Annotated in this window: 13 protein-coding genes; 4 read left to right on the forward strand and 9 right to left on the reverse strand. The window is 30.9% G+C overall.

Going from position 1 to position 13,133, the window contains the following annotated elements; translation table 11 throughout:
* Window positions 1-42: 42 nt before the first annotated feature.
* On the reverse strand, window positions 43-1,212 hold the full coding sequence (locus ACVC3Y_RS04405; protein ID WP_452226223.1) for a mechanosensitive ion channel: 1,170 nt from the start codon (window positions 1,210-1,212) through the stop codon (window positions 43-45).
* 292 nt (window positions 1,213-1,504) lie between these two features.
* On the opposite strand from ACVC3Y_RS04405, the gene rocD reads away from it, so the two are divergent.
* Window positions 1,505-2,749, forward strand: a complete 1,245-nt coding sequence (gene rocD, locus ACVC3Y_RS04410; protein ID WP_303424565.1) for an ornithine--oxo-acid transaminase — start codon at window positions 1,505-1,507, stop codon at window positions 2,747-2,749.
* A gap of 71 nt (window positions 2,750-2,820) precedes the next feature.
* On the opposite strand, the gene ACVC3Y_RS04415 is transcribed toward rocD, so the two are convergent.
* The 4 genes from ACVC3Y_RS04415 to ACVC3Y_RS04430 all read right to left on the reverse strand — a co-directional run bounded on the left by ACVC3Y_RS04415 (window position 2,821) and on the right by ACVC3Y_RS04430 (window position 6,520).
* Entirely contained in the window at window positions 2,821-3,159 is a 339-nt protein-coding gene (locus tag ACVC3Y_RS04415) for a CCC motif membrane protein (protein WP_303424567.1), read from the reverse strand.
* Between the two features lie 7 nt (window positions 3,160-3,166).
* Window positions 3,167-3,448 (reverse strand): DUF2752 domain-containing protein, encoded by a 282-nt coding sequence (locus tag ACVC3Y_RS04420; protein ID WP_303424569.1) that lies wholly within the window; start codon window positions 3,446-3,448, stop codon window positions 3,167-3,169.
* Between the two features lie 83 nt (window positions 3,449-3,531).
* Window positions 3,532-5,388, reverse strand: coding sequence for a T9SS type A sorting domain-containing protein (locus ACVC3Y_RS04425; protein WP_452226224.1), 1,857 nt, complete (start codon window positions 5,386-5,388; stop codon window positions 3,532-3,534).
* Window positions 5,389-5,443: 55 nt separating this feature from the next.
* Entirely contained in the window at window positions 5,444-6,520 is a 1,077-nt protein-coding gene (locus tag ACVC3Y_RS04430; RefSeq protein WP_452226225.1) for a tail fiber domain-containing protein, read from the reverse strand.
* A 126-nt stretch (window positions 6,521-6,646) separates the two neighbouring features.
* Here ACVC3Y_RS04430 and ACVC3Y_RS04435 point away from each other — a divergent pair, with 126 nt between their 5' ends.
* Window positions 6,647-6,832: a hypothetical protein gene (locus tag ACVC3Y_RS04435; protein WP_303424576.1), complete on the forward strand. Its 186-nt coding sequence runs from the start codon at window positions 6,647-6,649 to the stop codon at window positions 6,830-6,832.
* Window positions 6,819-7,376, forward strand: coding sequence for a DNA mismatch repair protein MutS (locus tag ACVC3Y_RS04440; RefSeq protein WP_452226226.1), 558 nt, complete (start codon window positions 6,819-6,821; stop codon window positions 7,374-7,376). The genes ACVC3Y_RS04435 and ACVC3Y_RS04440 overlap by 14 nt, the downstream gene beginning before the upstream one ends.
* On the opposite strand, the gene ACVC3Y_RS04445 is transcribed toward ACVC3Y_RS04440, so the two are convergent.
* Window positions 7,373-8,305, reverse strand: coding sequence for a hypothetical protein (locus ACVC3Y_RS04445; RefSeq protein ID WP_303424580.1), 933 nt, complete (start codon window positions 8,303-8,305; stop codon window positions 7,373-7,375). The two genes, ACVC3Y_RS04440 and ACVC3Y_RS04445, sit on opposite strands and share 4 nt — an antisense overlap.
* A gap of 110 nt (window positions 8,306-8,415) precedes the next feature.
* On the opposite strand from ACVC3Y_RS04445, the gene ACVC3Y_RS04450 reads away from it, so the two are divergent.
* Complete coding sequence (locus tag ACVC3Y_RS04450; protein WP_452226227.1) at window positions 8,416-9,558, forward strand: cysteine desulfurase family protein; 1,143 nt, start codon at window positions 8,416-8,418, stop codon at window positions 9,556-9,558.
* Between the two features lie 75 nt (window positions 9,559-9,633).
* Here the strand turns inward: ACVC3Y_RS04450 and ACVC3Y_RS04455 are convergent, their stop codons facing one another.
* From ACVC3Y_RS04455 to ACVC3Y_RS04465, 3 genes are all read right to left on the reverse strand, one after another.
* A complete protein-coding gene (locus tag ACVC3Y_RS04455) occupies window positions 9,634-10,134 on the reverse strand; it encodes a hypothetical protein (protein ID WP_452226228.1) in 501 nt (166 codons plus the stop codon).
* Window positions 10,135-10,250: 116 nt separating this feature from the next.
* The gene (locus ACVC3Y_RS04460) at window positions 10,251-10,616 is read right to left on the reverse strand and encodes a hypothetical protein (RefSeq protein ID WP_452226229.1); all 366 of its coding nucleotides are present in this window, start codon (window positions 10,614-10,616) and stop codon (window positions 10,251-10,253) included.
* Between the two features lie 56 nt (window positions 10,617-10,672).
* Complete coding sequence (locus tag ACVC3Y_RS04465) at window positions 10,673-13,081, reverse strand: TonB-dependent receptor (RefSeq protein ID WP_452226230.1); 2,409 nt, start codon at window positions 13,079-13,081, stop codon at window positions 10,673-10,675.
* Window positions 13,082-13,133 lie beyond the last annotated feature (52 nt).

Consider the following 13,133-nt stretch of genomic DNA (forward strand, 5'->3'; position numbering starts at 1 on the left):
TGAATATACAAGCAGCTTATAAAATTTTAGGATTATTTTTTTCTAATTTTTATTAAATTTATTTAAGATCTTTTCCATTTGTTTTCCTGCTGCTTCACGACCACCAAGTCCAAAGGATAAAACAATAGTTAAAGCTACAGCTCCTAATGTAATTCCAAAAGCAAGGTTTATAATATCATCAGCAATCCCCATGGTTCTTAAACCAATAGCTAAAAACATTGCAATTATTGCCACTTTAAGTATACTACCAACAAATTGGTTATCTCCATTTTTATTAAAATTTTTGTAAGCAATATTTGCTATCCAATTTCCTATAGCAAGAATTATTAATCCAAATAATATATTACCTCCAAGAGAAACGATGGTTTCCATAACTTCAGAAAGTTTTACAAATTGTAATTTTTCAATTGCAGTCATCAAACCAAATAAGATAATAAAGGCATAAACAATATTTGCAATCAATTTTTCAACATTAATTTTTCCGAAAAACGAATCTAAATGCGCACTTTTTAATACTTCATTTACATTTAAACTATCTAATAAATCTTTAATTAAACCACTTAAAAAACGACCTCCAACTACAAATAAAATTAGAATAAGAGTTGCAACTAATACTCTTGGTATTGCTTCAAAAAAACTATTTAGCATATTTGTAGCAGGACTAGATATAGCCTCTAAACTTAAAATATTTAATGCAGCAATTAAAAGCGGAATAAATATAAAAATGAAAACTACTTTTTTAAGTATTGTCACTAAGTTAATATTTTCAGGTAATTGAAGCTTTGGAGCAAATTTTTGAATGGTATCTCCAGAGAGTCCAACAAGTTCAGATACTACATTGGCTAACATATAACCAATATAGCCAACGAGACCTGCAGCTATTACATTAGGTATGAAGTTGGAAAACTTACTAACCATTTCTCTTAAAGGTTCTAAAGCTGTTGTCATTCCTAACTTTTCTAATGACATCATAAATACAATAATCATTAAAAAGAAGTAAATTAATTTTCCGATGAGTTTTGATAATACGACTTTACTTTTTCCTAGTTTATTATCTACACCAGTTTTTGATATTAGTTTGGTAATAATTTTTTTAACGAATTTGGCAATTAGCATACCAATTATCAATATAATTAATGCACCAAGTACGTTAGTAAAATTGCTTCCTAAAGAATTAGAAAGACTATCTGTAATATTGTTTAAAAATTCCATAATACGATAAAGTTGTTTTTAGTTATATCGTAAAATTAAATCCTAAATCATCAATTCTATTTTATCAAATTAACAACTTGATATTTAACGTTTAAATGTTGATTTTTATGGATGAAATACTTAGTATTTTTAGTGCTAGCGATTAATTCTAAACATTATTTTTAATAAGTATTAATATTTATTAAATTGCAAGTCTTTAGGGATGATTTCTTTCCCACGCTGAATTTTCGACACTTCGAAAGGATAAAGGTAGATAAGGAATGGTTATTTTATAAATTAAAAATTATTAAAAATGGCTGTTTTAGACCAATTAACATCGCAAGAAGCGATGGATTTAGAAAACAAGTATGGCGCACACAATTACCATCCGCTTCCAGTAGTACTGAGTAGAGGAGAAGGTGTATATGTTTGGGATGTAGAAGGAAAAAAATATTACGATTTTCTTTCCGCTTATTCTGCAGTAAACCAAGGGCATTGTCATCCAAAAATTATTGGAGCAATGGTAAACCAAGCACAAACTCTTACACTAACTTCTCGTGCGTTTTATAACGATATGTTAGGAGCGTTCGAAAAGTATGCAACAGAAACTTTTAAGTACGATAAGTTATTACCAATGAATACGGGAGCTGAAGCTGTAGAAACAGCTTTAAAACTATGTAGAAAATGGGCTTACGAGGTAAAAGGAATAGACGAAAATGAAGCAGAAATTATTGTTTGTGAAAATAACTTTCACGGAAGAACTACTACAATTATTTCGTTTTCTAACGATCCAGTAGCTAGAAAAAACTTTGGACCTTATACGAATGGGTTTATTAAAATTGAATACGACAACCTTATAGCTTTAGAAGAAGTACTTTCTAGCAATAAAAATGTTGCAGGATTTTTAGTAGAACCAATTCAAGGTGAAGCTGGTGTTTATGTACCAACCGAAGGATATTTAACAAAAGCAAAAGCATTGTGCGAAAAGTATAATGTTTTATTTATTGCAGATGAAGTGCAAACAGGAATTGCAAGAACTGGAAAAATGCTCGCAATTGATCATGAAAATATTAAGGCAGATATTTTAATTCTTGGAAAAGCATTGTCTGGAGGAGCTTATCCAGTTTCTGCAGTTTTAGCGAACAATGCTATTATGAATGTTATTAAACCAGGAAATCATGGAAGCACATTTGGCGGTAATCCTGTAGCTGCTGCAGTTGGTATGGCTGCTTTACAAGTGATTAAAGACGAGAACCTAGCCGATAATGCACAAGCTTTAGGAAAATTATTTAGAACAGAACTTTCTAAATTTATAGAAACATCTAATATTGTTAATGGTGTAAGAGGTAAAGGTTTGTTAAATGCTATTTTAATTAATGATGATGAAGAAAGTGAAACAGCTTGGAATATATGTATAGCTTTACGTGATAATGGGTTATTAGCAAAACCTACACATGGAAACATTATTAGATTTGCTCCACCTTTAGTTATGACCGAAGCGCAATTATTAGATTGTGTTGCTATTATTATAAAAACTTTAAAGCAATTTGAAAACTAATATAGAAGTGAAATATAAGTAATAAAAAAAGCGACCAATTGGTCGCTTTTTTTATTTCAAAATAATATATATTATTGGTTTGTTTGTTGTAACTCTTCCATTCTTTGTTGCATAAGTTCTGGGTTTTGCATAGCATCCCAACCAATAAACATTACTGCCCAAATCATAAAAATTATAGTAGCAATACATAAAATAATGCCAATTATTGCCATTATTTTACCAGCTTTTACATTTCCATATCCTAAGTAATTTTCAGGAGCTTCCTTGTATAAAGCAGTTGCTTTGCTGGATAGTACTATTGCAACGATTCCTAATACTAATCCAATAATTCCATAGCACCAGCAGGTTAAAATAGATAATATTCCAAATACTAAAATAAGTGTCGAGTTTGGTAATGTTTGTTTTTCCATAGTTAGTTTAAATAAATTTGTTGATATAGTTAATAAAGATAATTAGAATATTTATAATAAATAAAAGCATTAAGTATTTATGTCCGTTTTTTATTTTAAACTTAATATGTAATACTAATAAAATTAGCATTAAAATAATGGTAAAAATTGCAGGATACATATTAAATGCAGCAGTAAAATCTCCCTGAACTATTAGTGCAACAGAGCGTTGCATACCACAACCTGGGCAGTCTATACCAAATAGTTTTTTGTTTAAACAAGGTAGCATGTAATCTTCAAATGAAGACATAAATTTGTTTGTTTTATATAATGCAAATGTATTAAAAAGCCAATTGTATACAATTGGCTTTTTAGATTATAAATTGGTGTTGTTTAATTTTTTTGTGAAATAACTACTTTCTTACTACTAGTGCTTTGGTTTGTAAAAGTTACTTTAGTTATATAAACACCATCACTTAAACCTTGAGTAGAAAATTGGTAGCTATCTTGAGTAGATAAATTTACTTCATTAAAAATTCTTTTTCCAGAGACATCAAATAAAGATATTGATTGTACTTCTAATTGTTTCGGGTTTAAAACAATTAATTGCGCTGTATTATTGTTTTGCATAACCAAGAAGTCCTCCTCATTAAATTCTTCTGTAGATAAAGACTGCGATTGAAATACAATTTCAAAGCGATCGGTGTAATTTCCGGTTTCGAGCGTTATTTCATAGGCTTGATCTTGTAAATTAATATAGGAATCATTGATTTTATCGTGAATGTATATAGGTTGCTCTTCATTAAAATTTTGAACATCATAAATACCAAATCTTACTAATTGTTGGTTGTTAATATTTACAATTAGTGGTATTTTCAATGTTTCGTCATAATTAAAAGCTTGAATAGCATATGGAGTTCCATCTAAAACCCAATTTGCATCCGATGAAACTTGTTCCGCTATTTGTGCTTCTAGACCATAGTCAAAACCATCTGTAGCAGTTGCATGAAAATTTAGTAATAGTTGTCTAGTGTAGGAATCGTTTCCATTATTATCAAATCCAACATTTATTCTAAAGCGTTTAAAATCTGCAGGAACGATATTGTTACCATCTTCGTTGTATCTAGATTGGGTTAGTGTTTCACTATTTGTATCTGAACTTGAATTTGATGTTCTAAAAAATTCACTATTAGGACTAGATTGTTTATAAAATACTCTATGCGAGTTAGAAAAAGAAATGTTAGTTGCACTTGCGGTTCCCTCCATCATAAACCCTTGTCCAATAGGTATATATCTTCTTCCTGTTTTAGATCCAGTTCCTGGAGATGGTCCACCAGCAACATTGCCATTTAATAAATACATTCTAAAAACAGCAGGAGTAAAAGAGTCTACACCTCCTGCAGAAATGGTATATAATGCATAACCTCCAACATAGTTCGATAATACATGTGAAGTAGCACCAGGAGCTTGTTCCCAATATTTTAGAACACCAGTGGTATTAGCTTGCGTATTTGTGTCATGAATAAACTCTAGAGCATCTATAGCAGAAGGATAAGGATTGCCAACTAGAGTTTCTCTATTTGGGTGTAATGTTACTGTGATATCTCCATTGTTAGGTCTTCCTCTAAAATCGTATTGCATTGCTCCAGTAGCATTCCCTTTCATAGAAAAACCATAACCTGAAGCTAATGTACCATTTGGGTCTCCACCAACAGGTAAAGAACCACCACCAAGACCAATCCAATCCTCATAAGCATTAGTTGTAGATGGCAATCCAATAAATGTATAAAGCCAATAGCTTGCTATTTGAGTTGTAGTACCATCATAACCAGCTACAAATCCATAAGGAGTACTTGTTATAGGTGCACCAGTTTCGCGATACATATTATTGGATGGCATTAAAGCAGAATTACCCGTTGCTCCACTATTTTGACCAACAGGAGAAGCCCAGTAATTATACATATAAGTATTAGAATTACCTGTTTGGTATACACTAAGTTGTCCTGTACCAGTATTCGTACTAGCTAGAGTTGCATTACTCTGTAATAATTGCGCATCATTACGTAAATATACATGACCATTTGTATCTAAATTAACATCGTCTGTTACATATAATGGAGCAACATTTGGTCCACTTGTAAATGCAGTACCATCTACATAGACATAACTACCATTACTGACAAATAAATCAGATTGAGCAAATGTTATGCTAGATATGGTTAGCAATAATATAGAGAGGGAATATTTCATAAAATTTTAATTTTAACGGATTATTTAATTACGGATAGGTATAAATAAAAATATATTAATTTTGATTATCAATCAATTCATTTAATTTATTTTCTAACACGGTAATTTTGTCTTCAAGAGTATCGATTTTATTGTTTTGATTTTCAATGATTTCTTGTTGTTCTTTAATAGCTTCAACAGTTACAGGAATTAATGAAGTATAGTCTACTACATTAAAGACTTCTCTTTTAAATTCAGAATTATTAATTGTTGATGATACTTTATCAGGACCGTCAACAATTAGATTTTTTTCTGCAACAGCTTCAGGAAAAGTTTCTTTAATATTTTGTGCCAAAAAACCTAAATAAGTTCTTGTATCTCCTTTAGCTAAATAATTATATTCATCTAAATTATATGTGTAAGAAACACCACGAATTTGTTTAAGTTTGTTAATAGCATTATCAATAGTTAAAATATTAGATTTTACTCTTTCATCAGATAAATTATAAAGGCCATTTGCATATCCTAATGCTCCAGTAAATAATCCGCCAAAACCAAGCCATGAACCAGTTGTTGGAATAGTACCATAAACACCAATAGCATCCGAACTATTTGAAGTTCCCCAAATGGAAGTTCCAGAGCCAGTAGCAGGAAGATGAACACCATAAATACCTAATCCATTATTATTATTTGTTATTCCACCTAAAGCATTATATGTCCCATTTACATAGCCTGCTAAACTTGAACCATTTGTGTTTGTGTTTTCGAAATAAGCTAAGTAATTATTTCTATTGTTAACCAAATGAAAATGATATGCAGGAGCAGTCAAACCAACACCAATATAGCCATTAGTTTGAATTGTTAATCTAGTATTAGCTGTAATTCCGGTTGTACCAATTTTAAATTTATCATCATCATTATCATCAATACCCATAGTAATTTGTGAATTTCCATTTACTTGATATTGTAATATGGGATCTCCATTTCCACGAGTATTGTTTATTTGAATACCATCTGCTAAAGCATTAGTTTCCACATCAAGCATTAAACTAGGTGTAGTTGTACCAATACCTATTTGAGCAGAAGCAGTAGTTGTAAATATAATAAAAAACAGTAGAAATAGGGAGTTTAAAAGTTTTGTAATCTTTTCCATATAAATAGCGTTTTATTGGGTTTTAATTTTAAAACTATAAAAAAAGTTATACTTAATTAATTTATAATCAGTATTTTCGATGTAATGTAAAAATGTGGGGATAATGTTGTTAAAAGTAAATGAGGTATGACAAAAAAATACGATTATCTGTTAGTGGTAATAGGTTGTATTGTAGCAATTTATGCTAGTGCGGAATCAAAACAAAACACACTAATTTTAGTTGTGGGGATTGTTGTTTTAATGTTTGGTTTGTTTAGAATTTCTAGAACTATTCCAAATAAAAAAAAGGAGGAAGAAAATGAAAATATTTAATGTTGGAGATTCTGTTATGGTTTTAGACGATAATCTCTCTGGAAAAATAACAGCAATTTTAGGAGAAAGTGTTACCGTTTTAACGGAAGATGGTTTCCCATTAGATTTTAATAAAAAAGAGTTGGTTAAAATAGAGGATACTTCCGCATTTAAAGCAAATGTTTTTAGTGAAGCTTCTCTCCAATCGGTAGTTACAGAAAAAGAAAGTAAAAAACGAAAGCCCATTATAAGAAAGTCTAAAGAACGTTACGAACCTACTTTTGAAGTAGATTTACATATTCATCATTTAACAAAATCTTCTAGATGCATGTCTAACCATGACATGTTAAATTTGCAATTAGACACAGCGAGACGTCAGTTAGAATTTGCTATACATAAACGTATGCAAAAAATGGTTTTTATTCATGGAGTAGGAGAAGGTGTTTTAAAAATGGAACTAGAATACCTTTTTGGTAGATATAATGTGAAATACTATGAAGCTAATTACCAAAAATATGGATTAGGAGCAACGGAGGTATACATTTACCAAAATGCGAAATCTTAAAAAGGAATTTCTACTGTTCGTTCATCAATTAAACTATCATCTTCTAGAGTTCCAAAATCTAAATAATCAAAAGTCACATTAGAAGGCAGTTCTAAGCTTGTTATTTCTACGGTTACTTCAAATGTTTGTTGGATATCATGGTCTTTATAAGCAGTTGCAAGAACCGTATTTGCAACTTCAGCGTTTAAAAAATCGGCAACTGTAATCGCAGGATTGGTCGATGTAAAATCGTTACTAGGATCTTCGTCTTGACTATCGTTTTCTTCATCAATAGTAGCTACACCATCATTATCGTCATCTGTATCTAAGTAATCTGGAATGCCATCAATATCTGTGTCTAATGCATTTGTTGTGGGATCGTCATCTCCATCCTCATCCTCTGTATCTATTTCTAAGCGTGTTAATACATTATCACCATCATCATCTTCATCTAAGTAATTTGGTAACCCATCACCATCGGTATCATCATCTGTTAAGTCTCCATTACCATTAATATCTTCTAAATCTGCTTCAATACCATCATTATCATCTTCAATTAAAGCAATATAAACTGTTGCTGTACCGGTTGTACTTTCTTCGTCATGTGTAATTGTTATATCAGAGGAAGGTACATCGTTGCAAAAGAAATCTGTTGGTGTAGTATTATATCTTCTGTAATTAAAAGTATTAGTAGTTCCATTAATAGAGAATTCTTCTTCTGTAGTTTCTAGAACACCATCTGTTTGGATTAACAAATCTGCAAGAGATAATTCTTCCGATGTTATTTGTAAAGAAAGGGATTCTGCTGGATCTTCTTTAATTTTATAAAATACTAATTCACCACAAGCTAAAAAGGTATCTTCAAAATCAAGTTCTTCGGTAATTATATCTCCATCATTACAAGAAATAAGCAAAAAAGCAGATAGAAAACCAAAAAGTAATTTTTTCATAGTATTGTAATTTTAATCAAAAATAATATAATTGTTAAACTTATAACGATGCTTCTTGCAAATAATTTTAATTGCACTATTTTTGTTGTTTCTAACACACAATTTTATTTATGAAAACTGTTTATTTTGATAGTGCTGCAACCACACAAGTACGTGATGAAGTAATAAAAGATATGCAAGATGTTCTTGCTGTACATTATGGTAACCCTTCTTCAACACATGCATTTGGTCGTGCTTCAAAATCTATTATTGAAACAGCTAGAAAAACCATTGCAAAGCAATTACATGCATTACCGCAAGAAATTATTTTTACTTCTGGTGGTACTGAAGCAGATAATATGATTTTACGTTGTGCGGTTAGAGATGGAAATGTAACAACTATAATTACTTCTCCAATAGAACATCATGCCGTTTTGCATACTGTAGAAGAATTAAGGAACGAATATAATGTTACTGTAGAGTATGTAAAGCTACAACATTGTGGTACACCAGATTATGAAGATTTAGAACGATTGCTAGCTGCTAACGATGAACGAAAACTAGTTAGTTTAATGCATATAAATAATGAAATTGGTAATATTTTAGACATAGATAAAGTAGCAAATTTGTGTAAGACTAATAATGCGCTTTTTCATAGTGATACGGTACAATCTATTGGTCATTATGAGTGGAATGTTGAAGAAATTCCTATTGATTTTATGACTGCTGCAGCACATAAATTTCATGGGCCAAAAGGTATTGGTTTTGCATACATACGAAAGAATAGTAATTTTAAACCACTTATTTTTGGAGGATCTCAAGAACGTGGTTATAGAGCAGGAACAGAACCTGTACATGCGATAAAGGGGTTAGAAACCGCTTTTAAATTAGCTTATGAGAATTTAGAAGAAGAACGTGCTTATGTACAAGATTTAAAAGATTATTTTAAAGCTATTCTTAAAAAAGAGATTCCAGAAGTTAAGTATAATGGAAACTGCGAAGACCAAGTAAAAAGTACTTATACATTAATTAATGTGTGTTTGCCAATGAATCCAGAAAAGGCATTGACATTACAGTTTCAATTAGATTTAAAAGGAATTGCATGTTCTAAAGGGTCTGCTTGCCAGAGTGGAAGCGGAAAAGGCTCTCATGTTTTGGCGCAAATTTTAGATGAAGAAGATATGCTAAAACCTTCTATTCGTTTTTCATTTTGTAAATACAATACCAAAGAAGAGATCGACTATGCTGTTGGTGTATTGAAGGAGTTTGTTTAAACCGCAGTTATGTTATTAAATATAAAAAAACCTTCAGATTTTTTCTGAAGGTTTTTTATTCCATTTGATTCCGGTTTATGCGGCCTGTTCGTTTTTATGTGCTTTACTTTTAATTTTAGTTTCCCATTTTTCTAAAAGAGTAATTTCATTTGTCATTTCAAGATTTACATCTACATTATAAAATTCTAAGATTTCTATATCCTTGTTTGTAGTAAAACTAATAACTAAGTCTATTTTATCGGTTTCTGTTTTAAAAACCTTATTATTTTTAAAAGTTCTATTGGTTCTAATAATTTCGCAAGAATTAATTGTATTTAAATCCAAGATTTTGGTGTTGTATACTTCATTAATTATTTTAGAATATATTAATTTGTTTTTACTTTCATCTATAGCAATAGCATAGTATGTTCCCCAAAAATCTGGTTCTATAATATTTAAATTGTTTTTTATAGCTTCATCTATAAATCGCTTTTTTGATTTTTTCTTTTTACTCGTTTGTGATCTTTGAATACCTATAATAGGTAATAATATGATAAGTGTTATTATAACTCCAATAATGGTGCTTGTAGATTCCATAATTTTATTTTTTATTTGATTATAAGTAATTTTTCTTGGTGAAAAACCAAGAGTAATATAGTGTAACAACGAATGCAGTTTTATGCACTTGCTGTTCGAATAAATAAAAAATAATTTTATGTAAAACGGTGAAAAGGATAGAGTAGTGCGTCCTTATCTAATCCAGGTTGAATATGAACACTTCGGAAAAGATATTGATTGTTTTTAGTTACGGTATAGTTTTCAACGTATTTGAAAAGTATAAACTTCGATTTTAACTTTTCCGTTTTAAAACTAAAATTGGTGTCATTTGCTAAATCTGCAAGTGGTTCTAAGCTCGGAAAAGCAGCTAACTCTGGTGTTTTAGAATCGGAAGTATGATAAGCAACATCTTGCTGTTTACTGTTATCTGAAACAACATCGATAATTAGATTTTGCATAGAAATACTCATGCTTAAACTATAAGCAAGTAGCAGGCTTAATGCCATTATATTTCTAAACATTTGTTTCATAAGTGCAAATTTAGCTAAGTTGTAAAAAGCAACAATAAAAAGAAATGTTAAAACTTCATTGTTGTTCTTACATTAAAAACTCTAGGCGTTAAGTAGTTTGGTATTGCATACTGGCGTTTGCTATATACGTCTCTAACCCAAGTATTGGTAATTGAGTTTTGCACATCGAAAACATTAAAAATTTCTAAACCTAAAGTAAGTTCTTTAAATGGTTTACGCCAACCAGAATTAAATTGTTTTTTATCGTCTACAATTACATATTGGATACCTAAATCGGCACGTTTATAATCTGGTAAACGGTTTTGATACACATAAGGATCTGCATAACTTGGGGAACCTCCAGGAAGTCCCGTATTATAAACTAAGTTTAAATACATTTTTAAGTTAGGCATGGTTGGCACGTAGTCTTGAAACAGTGCAGCAAATTTTAAACGTTGGTCTGTTGGTCTTGCAATATACCCTCGACCATCTATGTTTTCTTCGGTTTTAAGATACCCAAAACTAAACCAAGATTCTGTACCAGGAACAAATTCTCCATTTAATCTTAAATCTAAACCATAGGCATATGCTTCGGCAGAATTATTTGCTCTATAACGAATTCTTACGTTTTCAACAGTGTATGGATTTACATCATTTATTTTTTTGTAATAAGCTTCAGTAGTTAGTTTAAAAGGTCTATCCCACATTTCAAAACTATAATCATTTCCTAGAACAAAATGTATAGATTGTTGCGCTTTTACATTAGGTTGTACCTCTCCGTTTTGGTCACGTAATTCTCTGTAAAAAGGAGGTTGGTAGTATAAACCAGTTCCAAATCGAAAAAGCATATCTTTTTTCCAATTAGGTTTAATTGCTACTTGAGCTCTTGGACTAAAAACGGTTTGTGAACTACTTTCAATTCCGTCACCTTCTACATTCCAATTATGCATTCTTGCTCCTGCATTTACCCAAAGTTTACTATCTCCAACATCAAACCGTCTGCTCCATTGTAGGTAGGCTTGAATTCTATCTATAGATGTATTGTTGGTTGCTCTAACGTTTTGGTATGCAGTAATAGGACCTTCGTTTGGTTGGTAAGGTTGTGTGTTAAAATCATCTAGGCTAGGAGGGTTGATTGTAAATCCTGCTGAATCAATAACTTCCCATTCTACTAATCGATCCCTAATATCTTCGTTGGTATATTTAACAGACCACTCGAAGTTGTTTTCATTTATTTCATAGTCTCCTTTATGTTCTATTGTTGTAATAAGTGCATCTAAATCATTTCTACCATGATTTAATTGTCCTCCAATACCTTCGCTAAATTCAACTTCTCCTAAATCTTCGTCACCAATATTGGTATTTACTTCACCAAGTCTATATTGCGCTAAAATGTCGAAATATTCCTCTTCTGTGGTGTGATATGTAGAAGCTACTAAACTTAAATTTAAATCGTCATTAACTTTATAAGTACCTTGTAATGCACCAAAAAGGGTTTGGTAAGCATCTTTTTCTTGTCCTTCATAAAAAACAAGTAATGCAATAGGATCTGTAAGTGTACCAAAATTGGTTTGTCTTGTTTGTGGCTCGTAATTGTATTTGTTTAGAGAAGCGTTTCCTAAAAAGCTCAGGCTAAACTTATCGGTAAAATTATATGTTACAAACGATTGTACGTCTAAAAATTTTGGGTCGTAATTGGTTTCTGTTTCTTTTGCATTTACCAACAAGCTGTTATCTCTATAACGTACACCAACAATTCCAGTTAGTTTATTGTCATTACTTACGGCTTCAATAGCTAGGCTTCCTCCAAGTAGGCTTAAATCTGCAGCAATTCCAAAATCTGTAGGTTTTCTATAAGTAATATCTAAAACAGAAGAAAGTTTATCTCCATATTTGGCTTGAAATCCTCCAGCTGAAAAGTCTACATTTTGAACTAAATCGGTATTTACAAAACTTAAACCTTCCTGTTGGCCAGAACGAATTAAAAATGGTCTGTAAACTTCAATGCCATTTACATATACTAAGTTTTCATCGTAATTACCACCACGAACAGAATATTGCGTACTTAATTCATTGTTACTATTTACACCGGGAAGTGTTTTTAATAAGTTTTCTACACCTGCATTTGCACCAGGAATTTTTCTAATAGTTGCTGGTTTTAAAGTAAGAACACCTTGAACATCTTTCCTTTTTCTACTAGAAATAACAACTGTTGCAATTTGCTCAATATTGGTTTGCATTACTGGATTAAACTCTAACTCTTCGCCATTTTTTAGATTAAAAGTAGCAGTTATTTTTTTTAATGAAATATGAGTAAAGGTTACTGTTATGTCTTGGTTTGCAGGTATTTTTATAATAAAAAATCCATTTGCATTGGTAGTGGTTCCAGAATCTTCCGTTTTAATATTTACATTATCTACTGGCTTGTTAAATTCGTCAAGAATAACACCTCTTAATGTTCCTGTTTGTGCGAACATGAAAAAAGGTAAAAGAATAAAGAATGAAGTTAGGAATCGAAATTTAGTATTC

The organism is Lacinutrix cladophorae, assembly GCF_053604645.1.